This window comes from Sphingobium ummariense RL-3 (assembly GCF_000447205.1).
GTDB classification, from domain to species: domain Bacteria; phylum Pseudomonadota; class Alphaproteobacteria; order Sphingomonadales; family Sphingomonadaceae; genus Sphingobium; species Sphingobium ummariense.
On sequence record NZ_AUWY01000120.1, the window covers coordinates 1 to 23,903 of the forward strand.

Sequence of the window (23,903 nt, forward strand, 5' to 3'; positions counted from 1 at the left end):
CCTCTCTTATTCACGACGCTCGGTTTCGGGCCCGCTCTGGGCATTTGCTGCGGCTGGCTGTATTGCGCGGACGACCGGCATCGCTGGCGTTTGTTTCACCGCATTCGGATTGATGGGCTTTTCGGGTTGAAGGGCTGGGCTCGGAGTTCTGCGGCGCTGCCGCATGGGCTACGTCGGCGCAGGCTTCAGCCGGAGAACGAGGGCGCGGAACAGGTCGGCATCCGGACAGGCGGAAGCGAAGGCAATGCGGATGCGGCTAGCACTTTCTACGACGCGCGCAGCGACCTTGAGCAGCCGCAGGCGCAAGGTGGTAAACTCCGCGCTTGCCAGAGCAGCGGTCCTGGGCATCGCCTGCTGGATGCGCCATAGCAGCCAGTATGCGGCAGTGTGCAGTATCAGGCGCATCTGATTGGCATTGGCCGAGCGGCACGAGGTTCGGTCGCTGGCGAGCTGGGACTTGTGGCGCTTGATCAGGTTCTCGGCCTGACCACGCGCGCAGTAGAGCGTGTCGTAGATGTGCTCGGCCGATCCTGTTGCCAACGAGGTGACGACATAGCGGATGTCCATGCCCAGCGTGCTGGCCTCGATCCGTGCAACGACGCGACGCTGGCACTTCCAGGTCTTTGCCCCATAGCGGGTCTCGGCATAGTTGCGCAGGACGGGACACTGACGCTGGGCGCGCTTGACCGCGCAGGCATCGGCGACCGCAACAATGGCGGGATCGGCGCGCAGCGCTGAATTGGTGGGCAGGCCGAACACGTAATCGACGCGGGCCGCATCGCAGTAGGCCATGACCTCGGGTCGACCATAGTGCCCGTCGCCGCGGATAGTGATGTGGGTATCGGGCCAATTACGGCGCAGGTGACGCACCAGGCGTCGGATGTGCCCCGCCGCCTCCTTTCCAGAAGGCGTCTTGCCTGTGCGCAGCAGCATGGCCACCGGCCTGCCGGTCGCGGTGTCGTAGATATGGATCGGTAGGAAGCAGCGCTCCCCATGATGCCCGTTCCAGAACGAGAGCTGTTGATAGCCATGCACGACGTCGCACGTGTCGTCGATATCCAGCGTGACCGCTGTCGGAGGGGCGGGATAGCTGGCGCAGTAGATGTCGATCATCGCGGCCATCATGCTGGCCAGTTCGCGCGTAGTCGGTGCATTTTCCCACCGGCTCATCGTCGGTTGGCTGGCCAGCCCCGCGCCCGATTCCGGCAGCTTGCCGAGCGCCAGGCGGAAGCCTGGATCGTCGCGCAGAGCATCGAGATCATCGGCATCCTCATAGCCGCACGCAATCGCGAACACACGGGCACGCAGAATGTCATCCAGGCGATGGATCACCCGCGCTGGATCGCGCGGATCGGCAATACAAGCCGCCAGGCGCTGGCAAATCCCCATCGCGCGCTCGGCCTGTGCAAGCAGTAGAACACCGCCATCCGAGGTAAGCCGGCCACCGTCGAACGCAGCTGTGATTTTCTTGCGGCCGACTGCTGGGAATCCAAATGAGCTTGCGATATCATCGTTCATGGCGGGTGTGGCCCGTGGCATTTTCTGCCCTGCGGCAGGTTCGGCTTAGACACCCAGTTCCTAATTCAGATCAGAGGCTTACGCCACTCCCGCCAACCCTTCAGGACACTTTTGGTGAATAAGGCGGGCTAGATCCGCGCGCTTGCCGCGCACCGGATAACCATGCAGCACGTCGTTCCACCGCAGGCTGCCAGAAAGACGCCGGGCATAGGGGTCGAGAAGCAACTTGTTGGGATTGAAGCGATGGCCCTGTTCAGGCGCATAGGGACCGTGGACCCGATAGCCGTAGAGCAGGCCGGCACGCGCGTCGGGAAGGTAGCCGTGCCACACTTCGTCCGTACATTCGGGGAGGGGCAGGCGGGCGATCTCTTTGCGACCGCTGGGATCGAATAGGCATAATTCGATCCGATCGGCATTGGCGGAGAAGATGGCGAAATTGACACCGAGCCCGTCGAAGCTGGCGCCCAAGGGATAGGGTGATCCGCCTTCGAGGCGGTCGGGAAGAAAGGTCAAGGGCGCCCCATTCGTTCAGAGGAGAAGACGTGCCGGTCTAGGCGGCTACCTCGCCTTTGGCCGACTTGCCCGGTTCCTTTCTCACCACGCCGGTCGCGAGCGGACTGGAGGTCTGGCTCATGGCATCGGCCTGCGCGATCTCGGCCTCCGCCTGATGCCAATGTTCTTCGGCCAGCCCGTCGGGATGGCCTTGGGCTTCCCAGATCGCATGGGCTCTTCGGCGAATTCGTTCCTGGATTTCGATCGACATGGTGTCCCCGCAGAATGCGTTGCATGGCCATCGGAATGCATGGCGTGCCGATTGGATGCGCGGACTGATCCGGATTAGGCTCAGGACCCATTGATTGGCTGAGAGCGATGTGATTCAGGCTCCGCGAGGAGACTGAGCATGAGCGACCTGTATTGGCTGACGGACGAGCAGATGGCGCGTTTGTCGCCGTATTTTCCCAAGAGTCACGGCAAGCCTCGGGTTGATGACCGGCGGGTGCTGAGCGGGATCATCTTCGTCAATCGCAACGGGCTGCGCTGGCGAGACGCGCCCAGGGAATACGGTCCGCACAAGACGCTCTACAACCGATGGAAACGGTGGGGCGAGATGGGCGTGTTTGGCCGGATGATGGAGGGTCTGTCCGCCCAGAAAGCCGAACCGCAGACCCTCATGATCGATGCGACCTATCTCAAGGCCCACCGCACGGCTTCCAGCCTTGGGGTAAAAAAGGGGATCTCGGCCGCCTGATCGGACGGACCAAGGGCGGCATGAACACCAAGCTTCACGCCGTCACCGATGCCAACGGCCGCCCCTTGAGCTTCTTCATCACGGCCGGCCAGATCAGCGATTACACCGGCGCGGCAGCCCTGCTCGATGATCTGCCCAAGGCGCAGTGGATGCTGGCTGACCGGGGCTATGACGCCGAATGGTTCAGGGACGCGCTCGAGCAAAAGGGCATCACGCCCTGCATCCCGGGCCGGAAATCCCGTTCCTTTCCAGTGAAATACGACAAGCGCCGATACAAACGCCGCAGCCGCATCGAGATCATGTTCGGCCGCCTGAAAGACTGGCGCCGTGTGGCAACCCGCTACGACCGCTGCCCAACCGTCTTCTTCTCCGCCATCGCCCTCGCAGCTACCGTGCTCTTCTGGCTGTGATCAACGAGTCCTGAGCCTAACATGATTTTATGCGCGAATGACGAAGGCCCATGATCCTCGAAGGCAGAATGCTGGCCGAGGTCTCCGTTCCGAGGCACCGGGGGTGGCGGAGATAACGGCCCGCATGCTCGTGCGAGGACATTCTGCGTGCTCGTCGACGTCAATGATTGGTAATGTGAATGGATTGGTTGGCTTGCCGGGGGCGAGACATGGATCCGCCGCTACCGTCGACCTCCTAACGGCTGGTGCATTTGCTTCGACAGCACCAAGTTATGGCCTGAAGTCAGGCGGACAGCCGTGCGTCGCCGGTGACGCGGGGTGATGAAACGCCCAACGGTCCTGCCGCGCGCAATTCCCCATCGAACCATTCCACTGTGGCCGCCAGCCCCTGTGCCAGCGGCACCTGCGGCAGCCAGCCGAGCAGAGCGCGCGCGCGCCCGATATCCGGCCGCCGGCGTCGCGGATCGTCGACCGGCAACGGGAGATAGACGGCCTTCGCCTTGCTTCCCGTCAGGAAGCGGACCCGATCCCAAAGTTCCCCAATGGTGAACTCCTCCGGATTGCCCAGGTTGACCGGGGTCAGCGCCACGTCCGTCGCCTCCATCAGCCGGATCAGTCCTTCGACCAGGTCCGACACATAGCAGAAGCTGCGCGTCTGGGACCCGTCGCCATAGATGGTGACCTCCCGTCCTTCGAGCGCCTGGCAGATCAGGTTGGACACGACCCGGCCGTCACCGGGGTCCATATGCGGGCCATAGGTATTGAAGATCCGCGCCACGCGCACCTCCGCCCTGCGCATCCGGCCGAAGTCGAAGGCGATCGCCTCCGCCGCACGCTTGCCTTCGTCATAGCAGGCGCGAGGACCCGTGCAGTTCACCCAGCCGCGATAATCCTCCCGCTGGGGATGCTGTTCGGGATCGCCATAGACCTCGCTGGTCGATGTCAGCAGGAACCGGGCATTCGCCTGCTCGGCAAGACGGAGCAACCCGCTCGTACCGATGACGTTGGTCAGCATCGTGTGCTCGGGATCGGCCTGATACAGCGGCGGGGAAGCTGCGCAGGCAAGATTGTAGATCCTGTCGATCTCCTTTGCCCGGCCCATGACGTCCCTGGGCAGCGGTTCGGTGACGTCCGCGCGAAGAAAAGTGAAGCCGGGGCGGCCCTTCAGCGCGCGCAGATTGCCGGGACGGGCCGTCAGCAGATTATCGAGGCACAGCACCTCCCACCCCTGATCGAGAAGGGCGGTGCACAAATGCGACCCGATGAAACCCGCGCCTCCCGCGACCAGCGCAACTCCTCTGTTCGTCATGCAGCGTCCTTTCCGGTCGTCAGGGAGGGTTCAAGGCGCCGGTTCGACGCCTCGCCGATCAGTTGCTCCAGCAGCGCGGCTCGTCGTTCGCCGCTATGTTCGGCAAGCACCCGCCGTCGCGCCGCCGCGCCCATGGCTCTCCCGTTCCGGCCAAGCAGGTCGACGACCTCGACGGCTTCGGTGACAAGGGCGATCTCACGGGCCGGCTCGAACAACTCATCGATGCCCGGCCAGATGTCGCTGATGATGGGGGTGCCGCACGCCGCCGCCTCGAACAGCCGGACCGAGGGCGACCAGCCGGCCACAATCATGTCTGCCCGCGTCACGTTCAGCGTGTAGCGGGATGCGCCGTAGAAGGCGGGGTGATCGGCGGGCGGGAGATGCTCGATCCGCTCCACATTCGCCGGCCAGTCGATATCGGCGGGATATTGGGGGCCTGCCACCACGAAGCGGCTCTCCGGCATTTGCCGGGCCGGCTCGATCAACAACCGTTCGAGCGTCGGCTGGCGGTCGGGACTGTAGGTACCGAGATAGGAGAGGTCCCAGCGCGGCGCCGCGCCCGTCGGCAGATAAGCATCCGTATCGACCGCGCAGTAGAGCGCACGCGCCGCCGGCGCACCGTGCCGCCCCTCGATCCGCCGCAGCGTCGGGCCGCCGGTGAAGGACAGATAGATGTCGTAGCCCGGGATGAGCGCCGGGCTGACATAGTCATGCTGCCCGCTTTCCAGCAGCCCCAGCGTGACGGGCGTGTCGATGTCGTAGAAGGCGGTGACACCTCCCGCCCAGGCCTGCACCCGTGCGCCGACCCGCACGCCATCGGGCACATAGGACCCGACGATCACGGCATCGGCTCGCGCGATCTCGTCGCGCCATGCGGCCAGCCCCTCGACATCCTCATAGAGTGCCAGCCGACAGAAAGCCGGGTCGGCCATATCGCGGGCGGAGGCGTACCAGGGCACATCCCGTTCCAGGAACAGGATGTCGTGCCCTCGCCGCGCAAAGGCGGAGAGCAGCGCGCGGTAGGTGGTGGCGTGCCCATTGCCCCAGGACGAGGAAAGGCTGAGCCCGAGGACGACGAGCTTCATGCCGCAAATGCCCTGCGGATGGGCGCGCGCAGCAAGGCGTCGACCTGTGCGCCGCGCTGTTCGTACACATGATGTGACAGGATGCGCTGCCGCGCCGCCGCGCCGATCTCCGCCGCCCGTTCCGCTGTCAGCCCGGCGAGCAGGTCGGCCACATCCTGCCCGTCCCGCGCGACCAGCACCTCACTTCCTGGCTCCAGGAACATCTCGATGCCTTCCCAGGCGTCGGTGATCAGGCAGGCGGCTGCACCCGCCGCTTCGAACACGCGGGTGGCGGGCGAAAAGCCGACCCGGGCCATGCTGTCCCGCGCGATATTGAGCACCGCGCGCGGGGTAGCGTTGAAGGCGTTGTGCTCGGCCGTATAGACATGGCCGAGCGTCCGGACATTGCCCGGCAGCGCTCTGTCGCTCCATCCGTTGCCGCCGATCAGGAAGCGCCGCTCCGGAAGCAACGCCGCAGGCTTCAGGAAGAACTCCTCGACCCGGGCTTCCCGGTCCGGCAGCCGATTACCGAGAAAGGCCAGGTCGGCGCGGAAGCGCTCGTCCGGGGGCACCGGATGATGGGTGTCAGGATCGAGCGCATTATAGACCGGCTCGCAACGGGCCGCGCCAAGCGCACGATAGGCATCGACCACGGGTGGGCCGCCGCCATAGGTCAGCACCATGTCGAGCGCAGGCAATGCTTGCCGCACCGGATGATCGGGGTCCTGCGCCATTTCGTCCAGCGTCGCCGCCGCGTCGACATCCCAGAAAATGCGCAGCGCATTGGATCGAGGCAGATCGACCAGTGCCTCCGTCAGTTCCCTGTCGAATATGCCGACGCCGCTCGCCTTCACGACGACATCCGCGTCACCCATGCCGTCGAGGACCGAGGCCAGACCGTCCGCAGTTGCGGGATAGACGACTACCTTCGCCCAGTCCGGCGGATCGATGTCGCGGTGCTGCTGCCGGTCGAAGGCGTCGGGCTCGTAGAAGCAGATCGCATGGCCGTGCGCCGCCAGCGACCGCAGCACCCCGCGGTAGTAAGTGGCGGCGCCGTTCCAGTAGGAGGACAGCAGGCTCGAACCGTAAAAGGCGATCTTCATGCGGACATCCTCTCTTCCTCCAAGACCGCGCCACGCAGGCCGGCGATCACGGCCAGCAGCTCGTCCACGCGGTGGACGCAGCTGTGGCGCGCCTTGATCGTCTCCAGGCCGCTGCGCGCCAGGCTGGCGCGCAGGTCCGGATCGGCGGCGAGCGCGCGCAGATGGGCGGCCATTTCCTGGCCGTTCCGGGCAATCAGATAGTCTTCGCCGCCCCGGAACAGCCCCTCGCAATCGTCCCATGGCGCGGAGGCAAGCGGAATGCCGCAGGCCAGCGCCTCGAACACGCGGATGGTGGGAATGCCAGGGAGCTGCCGCGCATAGTGGCGTCGGGGCACATGCACGGTCGCCAGATGCTGCGCGAAGATCGCCGGAGCACGCGCATTGGCCGCCCAGCCATGATAGCGGACGCCCAGCCGCTCCAGCATCTGCAGCGCCTCCGCCGGATAGCGCACGCCATGAATGTCCAGCGACAGACCCGCCGCCTGCGCGGGGCGGAAGAGATATTCCTCCAATTCAGCCGTCCGCTCCCCATCACCCCAGTTGCCGATCCACACCAGCCCTTCCCGCGGTTGTTCATGAACCGGCGGGTGAAAGAGGCGCCGGTCTGCCGCCTCGTGCCAGGTCCAGACCCGGCTTCCCCATCCCCAGCGGCGATAGACCTCCGACAGAGCCTCGCCGAACGCCAGCACGCCGTCATAGTCCTGGAGGTCGAAGGCGCGGATCGCATCCGGATCGCTGACGGCCCGGTGATGCGTGTCGTGGAACAGGAGGAGGAAGCGGCCACCGTCGCGCCGCATCCGACCGACAGCAGCGACCAGTTCGGGGTCGTTCCACTCGTGGACGATCACCAGGTCGGCGGCGGCCACCGACGGTTGCCATTGCCCGGCATCGGCGAAGGAAAGCGAGCCCAATTCGGGATAGGCGCGGCGAAAGGGGATCAGCCCCGCCTCGCCATGATCGGCGAGCAACTGCGACAGGCTCCATCCATCCGCCGGCTCGCACGCCGTCACGTCATGGCCGCGCGCGATCAGTTCCCGCAGCACGCCGCGCAGGAAATGCGCATTCCCATGGTTCCAGCAGGACAGGAGCGAATGGGTGAAATAGACGATCTTCATGCCGCCACCCGCGCCGGATACGGCAACAGCGCGTCATAGAGCCGGGCGGTGGCGTCGGCCATGGACTGGGCGTGATAACGCGCTGCGCGCGCCGCCGCAGCAGCGCCTCGCTCCTCTCGCCAGCGCATGTCGCCGACCAGCGAATCGATGGCCTGGGCGAAGCCGCGATCATCGCCGGGCGGCAGGAAGATCGCGGCGTCATCCCATAATTCACGGAAGGTTGGAATGTCCGACAGAACCAGCGCGCAGCCCGCCGCCGCCGCCTCCAGCACCGCAAGGCCGAAAGGTTCGTAGCGCGCCGCAGACACGAATACCGGGCGGGCAGCGAGGTAGCGCGACACCTCGACGGCGCCAACCTGTCCCTTCAGGCAGAGGTGAAGCGGTTCCACCCTTTCGCCATGGGGCCCGCTAACGGCGCCCACTGCCTTGAACGGGACGGCCAGCCGAGCGGCAGCGGCATCCATGGTGGCGGCGTTCTTGGCCCGGTCCCATAGCCGGCCGGCGGTGAACGCGAAGTCGTGCTGCGCATGGGACGCAGGAGGCGAGGCGAAGCGCCCGTTGTGAACCGTGACCGGAGGCCGCGACAGGCCGTAGCAGCGCGCGACGGCGCGGCCGAACGCGCCGCTGGGGACAACGCAACGGTCCGCCTGGGCCAATCCCTGCGCCGCAAGCTGCGTGCGCCACCGGAAATCCTCCGGCATCGGACCGCCTTCCACCGCATCCCACCAGGTCGCGACGCAGCTATGGGTCGCGACCACCAAGGGTGTCCGGGCATCGCGGAGGCAGGCAAGGGCAGGCGCGTTCACCTGCACGATGTCGGCGCCGACGGCCGGCACCATGGCCGCGATCGCGCCGGCGGCGGCACGCAGGCTTGCTTCGTCGGGGGCCGTCCAGTCGAGCGGCAGACCCGTCACCACGTAGGATAGGCCCTTTACCTCCGACAGCGCCTGACGCTGGGCAGCATCCGGCGCGGGGCCAAGGATCGCCAGCGTGGTCCGATAACCATGCTGCACCAGCCCGCGCGCCAGATCCAGCGCATAGGTCCACACGCCGCCCACGGTATCGGTGGTCAGAAGCAGGTGACGAGGAAGGCTCATGCCGCCTCCTCCCGCAGCGTCTCACGCGCGGCGGCGAGCCAATGGACGAGGTTGGCCACTCCCTGTCGCCAGCCGGTCGGTGCAGGCAGCTCCAGCGCCGTTCGGGCCGCCAGTGCGTCCGCCACGAAGTAGCGCTGGTCGCCCGCCCGCCATTCGGCCTCACGGACCGGGACGGGATGGCCGACCAGCGCTTCGATATGCGCGATCAGACGGCGCAGGCTTACAGCATTGTCGGGGCCGCCCCCCAGATTGAACGCGCGCCCGCTGATCCGATCGATGCGTTGCCAGGCCGCGATATAGGCGGCGACCGCATCCGACACCTCCAATATGTCGCGGACCTGATGGCCGTCGCCGTAGAGCATGATCGGATCGCCCGCGAGCGCCCGCAGCGCGAAATGTGCAACCCAGCCCTGGTCCTCCGTCCCGCGCTGCAGCGGGCCGTAGATGCAGCTCATCCGCAACACGGCGGCCGGCAGCGCGAAGCTGCGCGCATAGTCCAGGACATATTGATCGGCGGCGCCCTTGGAGCAGCCATAGGGCGTGTGGAAATCGAGCGGTCGCCGCTCGTCGACCCCGGCCGATGCGAGGCTCGAGTCGACCGGGCGATATCCCTCTTTCGTCAGTTCCAGATCGACGTCGGCAAGGTCGCCATAGACCTTGTTCGTCGATGCGAACACCAGCGGAACGTCATCCGCATGCGCTCTCAACAGTTCCAGCAGGTCGACCGTTCCCAGCAGGTTGACCTCGAAATCCTGCCGGGGATCGTCCAGGCTGGTGGTCACCGCCACCTGCGCCGCCAAATGGAACACTGCCTTGCTGGCATTGACGCAGTCCCGCAGCATCGGGCGGTCGGCGAGCGCCGCTATGACGGGCTGCACCGCTTCCGGGTGGCGCCGGGTGAGCCAGAACAGATTATCCTCAACCCCCGGCCGGGCGAGGGAATCATAGACGATCACGCGATGCCCTTCCGCAGCCAGCCGGTCGGCAAGGTTGGCGCCGATGAAGCCCGCGCCTCCGGTGATCAGGACCGGGCGGTCGCTGTCCGGTGCCGTCATGCGACCAGCCCCCGGCTCTCCAGCTCCGCCCGTGCCTCGTCGACACGGTCCTCCGCGGTCTGGGAGGCGACCCATTCGGCCAGTTCGGCCAGGCGGGAGGAAAAGTCCTCCCGCGCCGTGAAGCCAAGCGCCCTTTCCGCCTGAGCCGTGTCACAGAAGCAGTGCCGGATATCGCCAATGCGAGCGCGGCCGACGATCTCCGGCTTCAGGTCGTCGCGGCCCATCGCCGCCGCCAGCGCCGTTGCCACTTCCCTCACGGAACGATCGTGGCCAGAGCCGATGTTGAAAGTGCCGCCCGCTGCCGCCGGAATGTCCAGCGCATCGGCGAAGGCGCGCGCGACATCGCGAACATGGACGAAATCGCGGCGCTGGTCGCCATCCTCGAAGATCATCGGTCGCTGACCGTTCAGCAGGCGGGACGCGAAGATGGCGAGCACGCCGGTATAGGGGTTGGACAGCGCCTGCCCCGGCCCATAGACGTTGAAGAGGCGCAGCGCGACGCCTTCCATGCCGTAGGGCGCGGTCATGATATGAGTCGCGCGTTCCTGGGCATATTTGCCGAGCGCATAGATGGAAGCGAGGTTCGGACGCTTCCACTCGGGCGTCGGGAGCGGACGGAGCGGCCGGCCCTGCTCGTCGGTCGGATCCCATTGGCGCAGGCCATCGCCTATGCCTGATCGGGCGACCTCCTGCAGCAGCCTGCCATCGGCGTCCTCATAGAGGCCCTCGCCATAGATGCTCATCGAGGACGCGGTGACGACGCGCCGCACGGGCCGCTCCAGCAGCTTCTCGAACAGGACCGCGGTCCCCACTTCGTTGACGGAGGTGTAGCGCTCCACCTCGTACATCGACTGGCCCACCCCGACCTCGGCGGCGAGGTGGATGACGGCATCGATGCCGGCCAGCGCCTTTTCGACCGCGGCGCCGTTGCGGATGTCCGCACGGATCAGTTCGACGTCGCCATGAAAGCTGGTCGGGCGCTCGCCGGGCCCGTGCACCTGTTCGATCAGGCTGTCGAGAACGCGCACTTTCTTGCCGCGTCGCAGAAGCTCATCGCAGACGAAGCGGCCTATGAAGCCGGCTCCCCCAGTCACCAGGACATGTTCCATGCAATTCTACTCCCGCCGATGAGCAACAGGGCGGTCGAACCAAAAGCATCTTCTTCATGTTCCGGCAGGAGCAGATAATAAATGATCCAGGTTATCGTGTCCTGATACATGTATCCATGGCATCGATTAAACCCTTGTGCTTCGGAACAAGCGGTGGAAGCCTGTTGTTGGCGGGCATCTATGTTGAAGATGCTGGACAGCCGGTCGTGACGACCATCCTGTTGGTTCGCCACGCAGCGCATGATGATCTGGGGCGCGTGCTGAGCGGCCGGTCGTCCACGCCGCTGAACCGGAACGGAGAGCGCGAGGCGCTGCGCCTGGCCCGCCATCTTCAGCAGGACATGATCGGAAGGATCGAGGCAAGCCCGTGCCTGCGCACGCAGCAGACCGCTTCGATCATCGGCGGGCAGATCGGACTGGAGGTGAAGGCGGTGGCGGCATTGGATGAAATCGATTTCGGCGAATGGACCGGCCGGACCTTCTCGGAGCTGGCGGACGATCCGCTATGGGATGCCTGGAACAGCGCCCGCGCGACCGCCGTACCGCCGCGCGGGGAAGGCATGGCGGCTGCCGTCGAACGAACCGTGGCCCATCTGGAAGGCAAGGCGGGCGCCGACGAGGGAACGGCCCTGTGCGTGACGCATGGGGATGTGATCCGCGGGGTCGTGTGCCATTATCTGGGCGTCGACCTGGATCATATCCACCGTTTCGACGTCGATCCGGCTTCGGTCACGCGTCTGGAACTATTTCCGGGCGCGGCGCGCCTGTCCTATATCAACCGAGCCTTCGCATGAGCCCGGTGCAGGCGGCTCGCAAGAGCGTGGAGGCCGACCTCCAGACCCGCATCACCGAGCTGGCGCCCTGGTTCCACAATATCGACCTGATGGGGATTCATACCGCGCCTGACCATTTCCTGGGCGATTATCCCGCGTTCAAGTTCGCGCGCTTCGCCCATGCGCTGCCGCAGAACCTGACGGGAAAGACGGTGCTCGATATCGGATGCAACGCCGGCTTCTATTCGATCGAGATGAAGCGGCGCGGCGCGGCGCAGGTCGTCGGCATCGACAGCGACGCCCGCTATCTGGCGCAGGCGAGGCTGGCGGCAGATACGCTGGGTTTCACCGACATCCGCTTCGAACAGCTATCGGTCTACGACGTCGCTCGTCTGGGGCAGCGCTTCGACTTCGTGATCTTCATGGGCGTGCTCTATCATCTGCGCCATCCGCTGCTCGCGCTCGACCTGATCCGTGAGCATGTCGCGAGCGACTGGCTGCTGTTCCAGACGATGCAGCGCGGCAGCGAGGCGGTGGCCGCGGTGCCCGACGACCATCCGTTCCATATCGAGGGCACGACCGAGCTGCCGCCCATCTTTGACGATCCGGGCTATCCGCGCCTGCATTTCGTCGAGCGCGCCTATGCCGGCGACTGGACCAACTGGTGGATCCCCAACCATGCCGCGACGGAAGCGATGCTGCGCGCCGCCGGCTTTTCCATCGAGAACCGGCCGGAGGCGGAGGTCTATCTCTGCCGCGCGGCGCCCGTGCCCTATGCCGGTTGGGGCGCTGCCGCGGTTTATCCCGCCGCAGCGCCGCACCCGAACAGCGAAACAGAGGAGCAAGCGGAATGATCGAAGCCGCGATGATCTGGAACGAACCCAACAACAAGTCGCACTGGGATCCGGAGCTTGATCCGGAATGGATACGCTATGCCGATATGGTGGTGCGGGCGGGCGCGGCGATCGAGGCCGCGAACCCCACCGTAACCCGGGTGCTGGGCGGCATGTCGCCGATCGATCCTGCCTGGACGTTGCGCATGGGGGAACTTGGCGCGCTGGACTCGGTGGATGTGGTCGCGGTGCATGGCTTTCCGCTCGACTGGAACCTGTGGCCGATTCACGCCTGGCCCGACAAGATCGCGGAGATCGAAGCGGTCGTGCCCGACAAGCCGGTCTGGGTGACGGAGGTCGGGGTCGGCTCCTTTGGCGCCGAGGAGGTGCAGGTCTTCGGTCTGCGTCGCACGGCGGAACTGCTGATCGGCCGGGTGCCACGGATATTCTGGTACTCGCTCCATGACCTTCCACGGGCCTGGGGCGCGACCACCCGCCATCGCGAGGCGGAAGGGTCGAGCTATTATCGCCATTTTTACATGGGCCTGATCCGTGAGGACGGCACGCCCAAGCCGGCGCTGGCCGATTACGCCACGATCGCCGACCGCATGGGGCTGATGCAATGGTTCCATTTCGAGGATCCCCGGCTCGACGACACGGTACAGACGATGCGACGGCTGGGCGTCCGGCACCTGAGGACGGGGCTGAGTTGGGCGGACAGCTTCCGCCCCGGCGCCACAGAGTGGTTCGACCGGATGATGGCCGCGCTGGAGCCGTTCGACGTCACGCTCACCTTCTGCTTCACGCCCGAGCATCTGGGGCTGGCGCCGCATCATAGCAGCGCGCCGCTGGACCCGCAGGGCTTCGCCGATTTCTGCGGCTGGGCCATCGAACGCTACGCGCCTGCGGTGCCGCAGACATCGCGCGCCATCGGCTGAACAAGGAGGAAAGCATGGCTGCCACGACCAAAGGGCCGATCCGCCTCGCCATCGCAGGCGTCGGCAATTGCGCCAGTTCGCTGGTGCAGGGGCTCGCGTACTATGCGGGCCGCAATGACGCGAGCGGCCTCATGCACTGGGATCTGGGCGGCTACCGCCCCGACGACATAGAGATCGCCGCCGCCTGGGACATCGACGCCCGCAAGGTGGGGCGCGATGTTGCCGAAGCGATCTTCGCCCCGCCCAATTGCACGCAGCGCTTCTGCGCGGAAGTGCCGGCGAGCGGCGTCACGGTCGAGATGGGCGCGATATTCGACGGCGTGGCCGACCATATGGCCGACGCCGCGGAGCACCGCACCTTCCTTCCCGCCGATGGCGCAGAGCCACGCCGGCAGGACGTGATCACCCGGCTGCGCGAGAGCCGGGCGGACGTTCTGATCAATTACCTGCCGGTGGGATCGGAACGCGCGACGGAGTTCTATGCCGGTTGCGCTCTGGAGGCAGGCGTCGCCTTCGTCAACGCCATCCCCGTCTTCATCGCCAGCGATCCCGCCTGGGCGGCGCGCTTCGCCGCGGCAGGCGTGCCGCTGATCGGCGACGACATCAAGGCGCAGATGGGCGCGACCATCGTCCACCGCGTGCTGACCGATCTCTTCGCGCGGCGCGGCGTGTCGCTCGACCGGACCTATCAGCTCAACACCGGCGGCAACACCGACTTCCTCAACATGTCCAACCGTTCGAGGCTGAAGTCCAAGAAGATTTCCAAGACCGAAGCCGTGCAGGCAGTGGCGAAGACCCGGCTGGAGGATGAAAATATCCATATCGGTCCGTCCGACTATGTGCCCTGGCAGAACGACAACAAGGTCTGCTTCGTCCGCATGGAAGGCAGGCTGTTCGGCGACGTGCCGATGAACCTGGAACTGCGCCTGTCGGTCGAGGACAGCCCCAATTCGGCGGGAGTGGCGATCGACATGATCCGTTGCGCCCGGTTGGCGCTCGACCGCGGCATCGGCGGCGCGATCATCCCCGCCTCGGCCTGGCTGTGCAAGCATCCGCCCGAGCAGATGACCGACGATGCGGCCCATGCGGCGATGGAGGCCTTTCTCGCAGAGCGGCCCGCCACGAAGCTGCGCGAGGTCTGTGCATGACCGGCCCGGCGATGCGGGCTGCCGTCGTCACCGGGCCCGGGCGGGTTGAGATAGAGCATGTGCCGCTGCCGGCGCCGAAGGCCGGGCAGGTGCGGATCAAGCTCGAGGGATGCGGCGTCTGCGCGTCCAACCTGACCCCATGGGCGGGGCCGGAGTGGATGCGCTTCCCGACCGAGGCCGGGGCGCTCGGCCATGAGGGCTGGGGAGTCATCGACGCGGTCGGGCCGGGCGTCGGCGGGCTGAGGGCGGGCGACCGGGTCGCCGCGCTGTCCTACAATGCCTATGCCGAGCAGGATCTGGTAGCGGCGGACGCCATCGTACCCCTGCCCGAGAGCCTGGCGGGACAGCCCTTCCCCGGTGAGCCGCTGGGCTGCGCGATGAACATCTTCCGGCGATCGGGAATAGAGGCCGGGCAGACGGTCGCGATCGTCGGCATCGGATTTCTGGGCGCATTGCTCGTCCGCCTGGCTTCGAACGCGGGCGCGCGCGTGGTCGCCATCGCCCGCCGCCCTTTCGCCCTGTCGATCGCAAGGCAGTTCGGAGCGGCCGAGACGATCGCGATGAACGACCATCATGCCATCATCCAGCAGGTCGCCGCCCTGACCGAAGGCTGCTTCTGCGAGCGGGTGATCGAGGCGGTCGGCAAGCAGTGGCCGCTGGACCTTGCCGGCGAACTCACGGCCGAACGCGGGCGGCTGATCGTCGCCGGCTATCATCAGGACGGACCACGGCAGGTCAACATGCAGCTGTGGAACTGGCGCGGCATCGACGTCGTCAACGCCCATGAGCGCGATCCCGCAACTTATGTGCAGGGGATGCGGGATGCGGTGGACGCCGTTGCGCGCGGGATCATCGATCCCTCCCGTCTCTACACCCATCGCTATCCGCTCGAACGATTGGGCGACGCGCTCGACGCGACCCGCGATCGTCCGGATGGCTTCATGAAGGCGCTGATATGTCCGTGATGCCCTCTGCCACCCCTCTCACGCTCCTGACGCAGCCAAAGCCGCTCCGCCTCGGCTTCCTCGGGACCGGCTGGATCGGCAGGCACCGCATGGCGGCGCTCGCCGGGCAGGCAGGCGTGGAGGTTGCGGCGCTTTCCGATCGGGATCCGGTCAGCCTGGCGGCGGCACAGGCCGTGGCGGCGGACGCCGCCGTGGCCGACGATCTGGACGAACTGCTGGCGATGGACCTGGACGGCATCGTTATCGCAACGCCCAGCGCACTGCATGCCGCGCAGGCGATCAAGGCGCTCTGCGCCGGGGTCGCCGTCTTCTGCCAGAAGCCACTGGGTCGAAATGCCGCAGAAGTGGAGGACGTGATCGAGGCCGCACGGATCAACGACCGCCTGCTCGGCGTCGATATGTCCTACCGCTTCACCGCGGCGATGAAGGCGATCCGCGGACTTGTTCGAGAGCAGGCCCTGGGACGAGTCCACAGTATCGACCTGCAGTTTCACAATGCCTATGGCCCCGACAAGCCCTGGTTCTACGACCCGCTCGAGTCCGGCGGTGGATGCGTCATGGACCTTGGCATCCACCTGGTCGACCTGGCGCTGTGGACACTTGGTTTTCCCGCTGTGACCCTTGTCGAAAGCGACCTGAAGCAGGGCGGTAAACCCCTTTGCGAGCCCGGGGGCGCTTGCGAGGATCACGCCTTCGCGACGCTCCGCCTGGCCGATGGAGCGACCGTCCGGCTCGCCTGCTCCTGGGGGCTGCATGCCGGGCAGGATGCCGTCATTTCCGCCGCCTTCTACGGCACGCAGGGCGGCGCGCGCCTGCGCAATATCGGCGGATCCTTCTACGATTTCATGGGTGAACATATGCAAGGCACGCAGTGCGTGCCGCTTTCCCTGCCACCGGACGACTGGGGCGGTCGCGCCGCGATCGATTGGGCAAGGCGGCTGGCGGAAGGACGGGGCTTCGATCCAGCCTCCACGGAGCTGCTTGAGGTCGCACGGGTCCTTGATCGCATCTATGCCGGACGATAGCGCTCTTCACCAACGATTGAGCGCGAACATCCAGGCCCTGCGGGCGCGCCGCGGACGGGAGCATGCCCGCGATCGCCTGCCGGACAGGATCGCCGATGCCGTCACCGGCTTTACCGGCAGCATGACGTTCGTCTGCCTTCACCTCGCTGTCTACGGCAGCTGGGTGGTGGCGAATCGGGTGGGCATCCCTGGCATCCGTCCCTTCGACCCCTCGCTGGTTCTGCTGGCGACCGAGGCGTCCGTGGAAGCCATCTTCCTGTCGACCTTCGTGCTGATCAGCCAGAACCGCATGGCCCGCGAGGCGGATCGGCGCGCAGACCTCGACCTGCACATCAATCTGCTGACCGAGCATGAGATCACGCGCCTGGCCCGCATGGCGGATGCGATCGCGCGCAAGCTGGATCTGGACCCGTCGGAACTGCAACCGGTCGAACAGCATGTCGACCCGATAGACGTGCTGAACCAAATTGAAAAAGAGCAAGAGTAGAACGAGCAAGAACGCGAAGCGCGGAGCGGCATAGTTACGGGTACAGATCGGCCCCGGCCATTGCCATCGGATTCTCAGCAACGGAATCTCTCTTCCGAAGTCCGGTCCGCCGCTCTGCATGCAAGTTCCGCGGCAACATTTACCTATCTTCGCCGTTCACGCCTGATGGAAAACGCGCTGCCCCATCTCTCACCTGATCAGAGACGCTTCCATGTCACCCCGACATGGCGCCGGCTCCATCCGCTGGCCAAGTTCGGTGTCGCTATCCTGATCGCGATTTTTGCTGTCTGGCTCATCCTTTTCATCACCAAAGGCCGATTTCTCAAAGGTCCCTTTGAACGGACAGTGACAGCACTTACGCAACGGCACACAGCTGTTAAAGGTGACTTCCAGCTCTATTTCGCACCGTTCAGCATCCAATTTCACGCCCAGGGGCTGACACTTGCCAATCCTGCATGGGCTGAAAGACCTTTCCTCTTCACTGCGCGAGAGGTTGATGCCCGGATCGCCCCATTCTCCCTGCTGTTCGGAAAGCGGCGGTTTTATTCGTTGGTGCTGAATGATGCGGCGATCGATCTTGAATGGAATCGCGCCCATGACGCCAACAGCTGGACCTTTGGCAACGGCAATGGGGGCAAGCCGCTTACCTTCCCCCGGATCGACAGGGCCAGCGTCGCCGGCACGCGACTGCGCTATTTCGATCCGCGCATGAGGCTGCTTGCCGACCTTGCGTTCGACACGATCAATTCAGTCGATGCCCGCATTGGCAAGGCCGTGGGCGTCAAGGGCACAGGACGCATCCGCGACACGCCCTTTCGCATGACAGCTCAGCTCCATTCGCCCGATGAGACGGCCAATCGCGGCCGCAACCGGTTGAGTTTGCGTGCATGGGCAGGAACCAATGTCATCGATGTGAAAGGCAACCTCCCTTCCGTCGCAGATATAGAAAATGTGCCGTTGCAGACGCAGGCCAGCGGCCGGGATTTGTCCGACCTGCTGGCGATCATCGGCGTCGCCATTCCCCAAACGCGAACCTACCGTCTCAAGGGCCAGCTTGTGAAGGACGGCGATGTTTATCGTTTCACGGACCTGAGCGGCACATTCGGCAATAGCGATCTCACGGGCAAGCTGACCATCACCCATGGAGACCGGATCCGGCTGGAATCCGAATTGACCACCCGGCGTCTCGACATCATCGATGCTGCACCCTTCATCGGGTATAATCCGGACATCATCGAAGCGAAGGGCGCCGCGGCGGCAGCAGCAGCAACCGGTGCCGCGCCCAACCGCATTCTGCCGGATGCAGCCCTCCCGGTGAACACCATGCGGGCTTTCGATGCAGCGCTGAAATGGAAGATCGGCGTCGTACGATCACGCAACGTGCCCGTCTCCGACATCGATCTCAGCCTTGCGCTCGACAAGGGACGCCTTGCCCTGTCGCCTCTCACGTTTGTCATGGCCCGAGGAAAGGTCGCGGCAGACATCATATTGGATGCACGGCAGCGCCCGGCTGCCGACAGCTACGACATTCGCCTGGCTCCTACGCCCCTTGCAAAGCTGCTGGCCGGATATGGAGTTGCCGAAGCAGGAACCTCCGGCACGATCCATGGGCGGATAAAGTTGGCAGGGCGCGGCGACACCATCCATGACAGTCTGGCAAGCGCAACGGGGCGCATAGCCTTCATCATTCCTCAAGGCAGTTTCTGGACACGCAATGTACAGCTCTCTGAACTGGACCTCGGCACCTTTGCCTATAAAATGTTTCAGGGGCGGCTGAAGGAGCCGGTACAGATCAATTGCGGACTCGTCGCCTTCACCGTTCGCGACGGCTTGGCCAGTACAGACCCCATATTGATCGATACCCGCAAGAATGTAATTGCCGGGCGAGGCGGTTTCAGCTTCAAAACGGAGGCACTGGACATTGGAGTGCGGGCCGATGGCAAGAAGTTCAGCCTGTTCTCCGGGCAATCGCCGGTCGGCATTGGCGGCCATTTCGGCGCGCCGTCGCTGAACGTCATCAGCCCTGAACTTTTGGGGCGATCTGGCGCTGGGCTCGGTCTGGCCCTGCTGGCCAGCCCCCCTGCCGCGGTGCTTGCGTTTGTGGATATCGGTGACGCCAAGGCCGCGGCCTGTGGTCCTGTGCTGGCTGGTGCAGGAGCGGCAGCGCAGCGGACTAAAGGCAGTAAGCCAAGAGATGATGTGGGACCGAAGAAGCGCTAATCCGCCTAGCCTTGATATCTTGTCCAAGCCTGGGGGCGCTACGTCAAATAGGCTTGTGCGAGATGTGGCGGCAGCTGCCGTCGCCGCGGCCGTCCCTCTGCCTCCATTCAGCTTCGAATTTGGAAATCCCGGGAGCAGACAAGTCGCTTTCCCGTCCTGCATTGGCGAGAGCAATTCAATCTCAGGCACCAGCGCCCGGATCGCAGGTGAACGGCTTCATTGGTGAAGATGTGTCGCTCGTCTTCGCGGACGCCGCGCCCGCTTCAGCCATGACCGTTCCAGCCGCGCCCTCGAAAAGCGTGCTCACCACAGCTTGTCCCGATCAGAGACGCAGGCGGCCACCGATGACGAGGAATGTGCCGCGCCGGTCGAAGAATTGGGAATTGGCGATGGTCGGCTGGGTGATGCCGTTCGGGGTGATCGGCGGACGAACGTTGAAAAGGTTTTCCGCGCGACCGTACAGCTCGATCGCCGATGTCAGCTCATAGGATGCCGACAGGTCGACATAGCCGCGGCCCTTCACTGTGTTGTCGGCAATGTCGAGCACTGTCGTGTTGAACCGCGTGTCGAACTTGCCGCCGTCGATATAGCGGTAGGTCGCTCCGAGCTTGAACTTGTCGATCGCATAATTGGCGTCGAGGTTGACGCGCCATTCCGGGATGCCCTGGGGCGGCGGCGAGATGCCGGCCAGGCCGACATAGTCGTTGGTCACGCCGTTCGACGTGGTCGACAGTTCGGACACATGGTTTGCAAGGGCGCGCAGGTTGAGGTCGCCGCCCAGCAACGGAAAGCGATATTGCAGTTCGACATCGACGCCGCTCGTCTTCAGCGAGTCCGCGTTGAACGGGATCACGTTGACCTGCGTGATGATCTGCGTGACCGGGTCGCGGATGACGCCGCTGCAAAATTCCGTCCTTCCCTGCTCGCAGAAATCGACGATGCTCTGCGGTGCGACCGTGGCGATCGCTCCCTTGATCTTGATGCGATAATAATCGACCGAGGCGCGGAAGCCCGGCAGGAAGCTGGGCTGAAACACCACCCCCGCCGTGAAGGTGTCGGCCTTTTCGGGCCTGAGCTCCGGATTGCCGCTGGTGATCTGCACCGTCTGGCGGGATGTGTTGGTGCGCGGATCGATGATCGCATTGATCACCTGGTTGCCCCGCGAGAACAGTTCCCAGTTGTTGGGTGCGCGGATGTCGCGCGAAAGCGTCGCGCGAAAGCGCACATCGGCAGCCGGCGCATAGTTGGCGCCGACCTTCCATGTCTCGACGCCGCCGCTCAGTTCATAGTCGGTGTAGCGGAACGCGCCGTTGACATCGAGATTCTCGGCGAAGGGGACGTTGCGCGCCAGGGGCACCACGATCTCGGCATAGGCTTCCTTGACGTCGAATTCGCCGGAGAAGGGCTGCGAGTTGACCGAACGCCAGCGGCGTGCCGCCGAATCCGCGTCGGCCCGCAGGGATGTCGCCTCGCGGCGATACTCCGCACCGACGGCGAGCTTCACGTCGCCTGCCCATGTCGAAAAGGGGCTGCCCGAAAGATTGGCGGCGAACACGTCCTGCTTCTGGCGCGAGCGCGTGAACGACGTGCCGCGATAATAGGCGAGCGCCTGATCGCTGACCGATCCCGCCCCGAACGGGTTGATCGGCACGCAGTTACGGATGTCGCCGAAGGGATCCTGCGCGGCGGTGGGGCTGGGGTTGGTCAGCAGCGCGCGGCAAATGGGCTGGCCGGTGGCCGGATTGATCACGCTGTCCAGTCCCAGCGTCCAGCGGTTGTTGATCCGGTTGTTGTGGCTCAACTGCTCATAGTCATTGCGGCTGATCTGGCCGGACAGGCTCCAGGTCCAGCCCGTGCCGAACTTGCCCTCCAGTCCGAAGGTCAGGCGGCGGGCCTGCGTCCTGCTCTCGAACAGCGAGTCGCCATCGTCATAGTTCATGCGCCCGAGAGAGAAGCTGGTGATGCCCGCGGCCGTCATCGCGTTGCGCATCGACGCCGCGAGGAAGGCATTGTCGGCGCGGATCGTGAGGCCCCCATTGTCCGGATTCGGCGTCAGGTCCGACAGCGTGTCCACGCGCGAATAGAGGAAGTCGGTGAAGAAGGTGACATTGTCGCTGATGTCGAAGCGCAACCCGCCATAGCCGGTGAACCGTTCGATTTCGGGCATGATGTTGCCACCGTCGGTGACCTGCGCGCCGTCGCCCCCGGTCATGAAGGTGCCACCGATATTGGTGCCGTAGGTGAAGGGGACGGGGTTGCCGTTGCTGTCGAACTGCACGCCGGTGCCGGGCGCGAACCCCAGGCGCTGTGCCAGTGCCGTGCCGCTGGCGTTGGGATTGAGGTTGGTGCGGGTGATGACGCCCCCCGCGGTCATCTGGGTAAAGCGGGCATTGTCGGAGATGATCAGGCGCGGCTGGCCATTGGTGGGCGTATAGGCGGGATTGGTCAGCAGCGCGGTCTGGTCGTCGCCCCAGGGGCGCTCCGCCTGGGATGTCTGGCCGCTGTTGCGCAGATAATCCCCGGCGACGGTCAGATGCAGCCGGCTGTCCATCAGGCTGGTGCCATAGGCGGCGCTGACGGATGGCCGGTGAAAGTCGTCATAGATGGTCTGGCCATAGGAGACGTCGAGCTTCAGGCCCTTCAGATTCTTGTTGAGCATGAAGTTGACGACGCCTGCCACTGCATCCGAGCCATAGGCGGCGGACGCGCCGCCAGTGACGATCTCGACATTGCTGATCAGCGCGACCGGTATGATATTGGTGTCGATCGTGCCGGCCGGGTCGGTGAAGGCGACGCGCCGCCCGTCGATCAGCACCAGAGTACGCTGCGTGCCGAGCCCGCGCAGGTCCGCATTGGACGCGCCGATCGGTTCGCTCGACCGGCCGATATTCTGGTTGATGCGGAGTTGCGGCACGTCGTCAAGCAGATCGGCGACGGTGCTGACGGCCTTGGCTTCGAGGTCGGCCGCGCCCAGCGTGGTCACGGGTGTCGGCGCGGTAAAGCCGCTGATGCGCGTGCCTGTAACGGTGATCTCCTGGTTCTCCGCGGGCGCGGCCTCGATGGCCGAGGCTTGCGGAGCGGCGATGTCCTGCGCGGCGGCTGAAATCGGGATGGCGAGCATCGGCACGCCGGAAAGCATGGCGAGCGATGTGGCCAGAGGGAGGGGGGCGTCGAGGAGGCGCAGGCGGCGTGGGACAGGTCCGGCACCCGCTCTTCGCAAGACGCGTTGCTGCTGCTCCGCCATGCTCGCCATCACTCCCCTCCAATGTCAATTTTGTATATGTCATATTTTGTTTGTTTATGACGAACATTCCAATTCTTTATCCACCGCCATCCGATATCCTGAAGGCATCGGATTGGCTCCGAATGACCGGGAAAGGAAAATGATGGAGGTGCGTGCGCCGTCAGGGACCAGGGAACACCCGCTCCCAGAAGGATGCGCTCGAAAAACGGCTTCGACGCTTCCAGCAGGGGAAGAAAGGCGTGGCCCGCGCCTTCGATGCGGACCTGCTCGGTCGGAATTCCCATCCGAGCCCATGCCCGCGCCAGGACGGCGATGCGCTGCTGCCTGTTGCGGCCATAGCCGGCATAGGCCGCAGCATCGAGACCCATCTCTTCCGCGTCATAGATATCGCAATCAAGCTCGTCGGCACTGCCGCACAGGAGCTGGATCGGCACGCTGCGCATCGCCTCGAAATCGAGCGGCTTGCCGAACAGGCGCTCGAAATCGCCGATGCCGCTCCACCAGGCACGGTCACGGTCGGGCAGGGTGACGTAGGTCGGCGCCCCCAGTGCCACCCCGTCGAGCCGGCCGGGGTCGACATGGAGCAGCCGCTGCGCGAACTGCGCCCCTCCCGAGAAACCGAACAGCAGGATCCGGCTGAAGCGCGTTGTCGTGATGGCGGCCAGTTCCTCCACCATCGCCCAGAGCAGCCGGTCGTACCGGACCCTGTCGCCGATGAGCTGCTTATATTCCTCGTCCGGCACCCGCGTGGTGAGATCGAGCGGGAAAAGCGGCGCCAGCACGAAGCAGCCGAGGCGCTCGGCGAACGTGGCGTAAGCGTCGCGCAAGTCCTTCGGATTGCGGTTCGATCCGTGCACGGCGACAATCAGCGGCGCTTCGCTTCGTCCCTCGGCGACATGGCCGAAGGGTACATAGGGGTAATAGCAGAAACCGGGAAATGCCCGGCATGCGACCGGCGCCAGCGCGCCGGCCACCGCCTGCATCCGGTTCCGCGCGAATGGGCTCTGGGGATCGAGGGTGCGCAGCACATCGGGCGTCGTCCAGTGCCGCATCTCCGGACGCAAGCGCGCCAGCAGCGCCTCGCCCAGCTGATGGCGCGCGATGAAGCCTCGGTCGTCGCGCAGCAATTCCTGCGCCATGGCCTGCGGGATCAGCGGCGCGAAATGCGCCAGCTCCGGGCCCAGGATCGCTGCCAGCGCTTCCAGGTCGGGGTTCGACGCCTGTGCCTGGGACAATAGCCT

Annotated in this window: 23 protein-coding genes; 9 read left to right on the plus strand and 14 right to left on the minus strand. The window is 65.1% G+C overall.

Translation table 11 applies throughout. From position 1 onward, the window contains the following. Positions 1 to 168: 168 nt before the first annotated feature. The 3 genes from M529_RS42750 to M529_RS42760 form a co-directional block, all read right to left on the minus strand. Positions 169 to 1,518: an IS1380-like element ISSp1 family transposase gene (locus M529_RS42750; protein ID WP_013039775.1), complete on the minus strand. Its 1,350-nt coding sequence runs from the start codon at positions 1,516 to 1,518 to the stop codon at positions 169 to 171. A 78-nt stretch (positions 1,519 to 1,596) separates the two neighbouring features. Further along, positions 1,597 to 2,031 carry a hypothetical protein gene (locus M529_RS42755; protein WP_021319356.1) on the minus strand — a complete coding sequence of 145 codons (435 nt, stop codon included), beginning with the start codon at positions 2,029 to 2,031 and terminating at the stop codon, positions 1,597 to 1,599. 37 nt (positions 2,032 to 2,068) lie between these two features. Beyond that, entirely contained in the window at positions 2,069 to 2,281 is a 213-nt protein-coding gene (locus M529_RS42760) for a DUF2934 domain-containing protein (protein WP_021319357.1), read from the minus strand. A gap of 138 nt (positions 2,282 to 2,419) precedes the next feature. Here M529_RS42760 and M529_RS48630 point away from each other — a divergent pair. Further along, a protein-coding gene (locus M529_RS48630; RefSeq protein WP_128830903.1) for an IS5 family transposase occupies positions 2,420 to 3,177 on the plus strand; the annotation gives its coding sequence in 2 pieces (ribosomal slippage) (positions 2,420 to 2,753 and positions 2,753 to 3,177; 759 coding nt in all). A gap of 283 nt (positions 3,178 to 3,460) precedes the next feature. Here M529_RS48630 and M529_RS42775 read toward each other — a convergent pair. Genes M529_RS42775 through M529_RS49930 form a run of 8 tightly spaced genes read right to left on the minus strand, consistent with a single transcriptional unit; the run spans position 3,461 to position 11,262 of the window. Further along, positions 3,461 to 4,486 (minus strand): UDP-glucuronic acid decarboxylase family protein, encoded by a 1,026-nt coding sequence (locus tag M529_RS42775; protein ID WP_021319358.1) that lies wholly within the window; start codon positions 4,484 to 4,486, stop codon positions 3,461 to 3,463. Further along, positions 4,483 to 5,571: a CgeB family protein gene (locus M529_RS42780; RefSeq protein WP_021319359.1), complete on the minus strand. Its 1,089-nt coding sequence runs from the start codon at positions 5,569 to 5,571 to the stop codon at positions 4,483 to 4,485. The genes M529_RS42775 and M529_RS42780 overlap by 4 nt, the downstream gene beginning before the upstream one ends. Then, complete coding sequence (locus tag M529_RS42785; RefSeq protein WP_021319360.1) at positions 5,568 to 6,653, minus strand: CgeB family protein; 1,086 nt, start codon at positions 6,651 to 6,653, stop codon at positions 5,568 to 5,570. The genes M529_RS42780 and M529_RS42785 overlap by 4 nt, the downstream gene beginning before the upstream one ends. Next, positions 6,650 to 7,768 (minus strand): CgeB family protein, encoded by a 1,119-nt coding sequence (locus tag M529_RS42790; protein ID WP_021319361.1) that lies wholly within the window; start codon positions 7,766 to 7,768, stop codon positions 6,650 to 6,652. The genes M529_RS42785 and M529_RS42790 overlap by 4 nt, the downstream gene beginning before the upstream one ends. After that, the gene (locus tag M529_RS42795; RefSeq protein WP_021319362.1) at positions 7,765 to 8,865 is read right to left on the minus strand and encodes a glycosyltransferase family 4 protein; all 1,101 of its coding nucleotides are present in this window, start codon (positions 8,863 to 8,865) and stop codon (positions 7,765 to 7,767) included. The genes M529_RS42790 and M529_RS42795 overlap by 4 nt, the downstream gene beginning before the upstream one ends. Further along, on the minus strand, positions 8,862 to 9,920 hold the full coding sequence (locus tag M529_RS42800; protein ID WP_021319363.1) for an NAD-dependent epimerase/dehydratase family protein: 1,059 nt from the start codon (positions 9,918 to 9,920) through the stop codon (positions 8,862 to 8,864). The genes M529_RS42795 and M529_RS42800 overlap by 4 nt, the downstream gene beginning before the upstream one ends. Further along, on the minus strand, positions 9,917 to 11,029 hold the full coding sequence (locus M529_RS42805) for an NAD-dependent epimerase/dehydratase family protein (RefSeq protein ID WP_021319364.1): 1,113 nt from the start codon (positions 11,027 to 11,029) through the stop codon (positions 9,917 to 9,919). Before M529_RS42805 ends, M529_RS42800 begins: the two co-directional genes overlap by 4 nt. Next, on the minus strand, positions 11,011 to 11,262 hold the full coding sequence (locus M529_RS49930; RefSeq protein ID WP_162471682.1) for a hypothetical protein: 252 nt from the start codon (positions 11,260 to 11,262) through the stop codon (positions 11,011 to 11,013). The genes M529_RS42805 and M529_RS49930 overlap by 19 nt, the downstream gene beginning before the upstream one ends. On the opposite strand from M529_RS49930, the gene M529_RS42810 reads away from it, so the two are divergent. From M529_RS42810 to M529_RS42845, 8 genes are all read left to right on the plus strand, one after another. Further along, on the plus strand, positions 11,251 to 11,823 hold the full coding sequence (locus M529_RS42810) for a histidine phosphatase family protein (protein WP_236617720.1): 573 nt from the start codon (positions 11,251 to 11,253) through the stop codon (positions 11,821 to 11,823). The genes M529_RS49930 and M529_RS42810 overlap by 12 nt on opposite strands. Then, positions 11,820 to 12,656, plus strand: coding sequence for a TIGR04290 family methyltransferase (locus tag M529_RS42815; protein ID WP_021319367.1), 837 nt, complete (start codon positions 11,820 to 11,822; stop codon positions 12,654 to 12,656). Before M529_RS42810 ends, M529_RS42815 begins: the two co-directional genes overlap by 4 nt. Then, positions 12,653 to 13,573, plus strand: coding sequence for a glycoside hydrolase 5 family protein (locus M529_RS42820; RefSeq protein WP_021319368.1), 921 nt, complete (start codon positions 12,653 to 12,655; stop codon positions 13,571 to 13,573). Before M529_RS42815 ends, M529_RS42820 begins: the two co-directional genes overlap by 4 nt. A gap of 14 nt (positions 13,574 to 13,587) precedes the next feature. After that, positions 13,588 to 14,721, plus strand: a complete 1,134-nt coding sequence (locus M529_RS42825) for an inositol-3-phosphate synthase (RefSeq protein ID WP_021319369.1) — start codon at positions 13,588 to 13,590, stop codon at positions 14,719 to 14,721. Next, the gene (locus M529_RS42830; RefSeq protein ID WP_021319370.1) at positions 14,718 to 15,686 is read left to right on the plus strand and encodes an MDR/zinc-dependent alcohol dehydrogenase-like family protein; all 969 of its coding nucleotides are present in this window, start codon (positions 14,718 to 14,720) and stop codon (positions 15,684 to 15,686) included. The genes M529_RS42825 and M529_RS42830 overlap by 4 nt, the downstream gene beginning before the upstream one ends. After that, positions 15,677 to 16,711, plus strand: a complete 1,035-nt coding sequence (locus M529_RS42835) for a Gfo/Idh/MocA family protein (protein WP_021319371.1) — start codon at positions 15,677 to 15,679, stop codon at positions 16,709 to 16,711. The genes M529_RS42830 and M529_RS42835 overlap by 10 nt, the downstream gene beginning before the upstream one ends. Positions 16,712 to 16,727: 16 nt before the next feature. Continuing rightward, positions 16,728 to 17,198, plus strand: a complete 471-nt coding sequence (locus M529_RS42840) for a DUF1003 domain-containing protein (RefSeq protein ID WP_021319372.1) — start codon at positions 16,728 to 16,730, stop codon at positions 17,196 to 17,198. Between the two features lie 165 nt (positions 17,199 to 17,363). Next, positions 17,364 to 19,418, plus strand: coding sequence for an AsmA family protein (locus M529_RS42845; protein WP_021319373.1), 2,055 nt, complete (start codon positions 17,364 to 17,366; stop codon positions 19,416 to 19,418). A gap of 181 nt (positions 19,419 to 19,599) precedes the next feature. Here the strand turns inward: M529_RS42845 and M529_RS50625 are convergent, their stop codons facing one another. The 3 genes from M529_RS50625 to M529_RS47840 are packed head-to-tail and all read right to left on the minus strand — an operon-like array spanning position 19,600 to position 23,897. Next, a complete protein-coding gene (locus M529_RS50625; protein ID WP_269078888.1) occupies positions 19,600 to 19,725 on the minus strand; it encodes a hypothetical protein in 126 nt (41 codons plus the stop codon). Positions 19,726 to 19,740: 15 nt separating this feature from the next. Then, a complete protein-coding gene (locus M529_RS42850) occupies positions 19,741 to 22,671 on the minus strand; it encodes a TonB-dependent receptor (protein WP_236617721.1) in 2,931 nt (976 codons plus the stop codon). Beyond that, positions 22,671 to 23,897, minus strand: a complete 1,227-nt coding sequence (locus tag M529_RS47840) for an alpha/beta hydrolase (protein ID WP_021319375.1) — start codon at positions 23,895 to 23,897, stop codon at positions 22,671 to 22,673. Before M529_RS47840 ends, M529_RS42850 begins: the two co-directional genes overlap by 1 nt. Positions 23,898 to 23,903: the final 6 nt, after the last annotated feature.

What these genes read in the sequence shown, in the direction of transcription:
- M529_RS42750 (WP_013039775.1), bottom strand. Translation starts at nt 1,518, where the DNA reads ATGAACGATGATATCGCAAGCTCATTTGGATTCCCAGCAGTCGGCCGC.
- M529_RS42760 (WP_021319357.1), bottom strand. Translation starts at nt 2,281, where the DNA reads ATGTCGATCGAAATCCAGGAACGAATTCGCCGAAGAGCCCATGCGATC.
- M529_RS42775 (WP_021319358.1), bottom strand. Translation starts at nt 4,486, where the DNA reads ATGACGAACAGAGGAGTTGCGCTGGTCGCGGGAGGCGCGGGTTTCATC.
- M529_RS42780 (WP_021319359.1), bottom strand. Translation starts at nt 5,571, where the DNA reads ATGAAGCTCGTCGTCCTCGGGCTCAGCCTTTCCTCGTCCTGGGGCAAT.
- M529_RS42785 (WP_021319360.1), bottom strand. Translation starts at nt 6,653, where the DNA reads ATGAAGATCGCCTTTTACGGTTCGAGCCTGCTGTCCTCCTACTGGAAC.
- M529_RS42790 (WP_021319361.1), bottom strand. Translation starts at nt 7,768, where the DNA reads ATGAAGATCGTCTATTTCACCCATTCGCTCCTGTCCTGCTGGAACCAT.
- M529_RS42795 (WP_021319362.1), bottom strand. Translation starts at nt 8,865, where the DNA reads ATGAGCCTTCCTCGTCACCTGCTTCTGACCACCGATACCGTGGGCGGC.
- M529_RS42800 (WP_021319363.1), bottom strand. Translation starts at nt 9,920, where the DNA reads ATGACGGCACCGGACAGCGACCGCCCGGTCCTGATCACCGGAGGCGCG.
- M529_RS42805 (WP_021319364.1), bottom strand. Translation starts at nt 11,029, where the DNA reads ATGGAACATGTCCTGGTGACTGGGGGAGCCGGCTTCATAGGCCGCTTC.
- M529_RS42815 (WP_021319367.1), top strand. Translation starts at nt 11,820, where the DNA reads ATGAGCCCGGTGCAGGCGGCTCGCAAGAGCGTGGAGGCCGACCTCCAG.
- M529_RS42820 (WP_021319368.1), top strand. Translation starts at nt 12,653, where the DNA reads ATGATCGAAGCCGCGATGATCTGGAACGAACCCAACAACAAGTCGCAC.
- M529_RS42825 (WP_021319369.1), top strand. Translation starts at nt 13,588, where the DNA reads ATGGCTGCCACGACCAAAGGGCCGATCCGCCTCGCCATCGCAGGCGTC.
- M529_RS42830 (WP_021319370.1), top strand. Translation starts at nt 14,718, where the DNA reads ATGACCGGCCCGGCGATGCGGGCTGCCGTCGTCACCGGGCCCGGGCGG.
- M529_RS42835 (WP_021319371.1), top strand. Translation starts at nt 15,677, where the DNA reads ATGTCCGTGATGCCCTCTGCCACCCCTCTCACGCTCCTGACGCAGCCA.
- M529_RS42845 (WP_021319373.1), top strand. Translation starts at nt 17,364, where the DNA reads ATGGAAAACGCGCTGCCCCATCTCTCACCTGATCAGAGACGCTTCCAT.
- M529_RS42850 (WP_236617721.1), bottom strand. Translation starts at nt 22,671, where the DNA reads ATGGCGAGCATGGCGGAGCAGCAGCAACGCGTCTTGCGAAGAGCGGGT.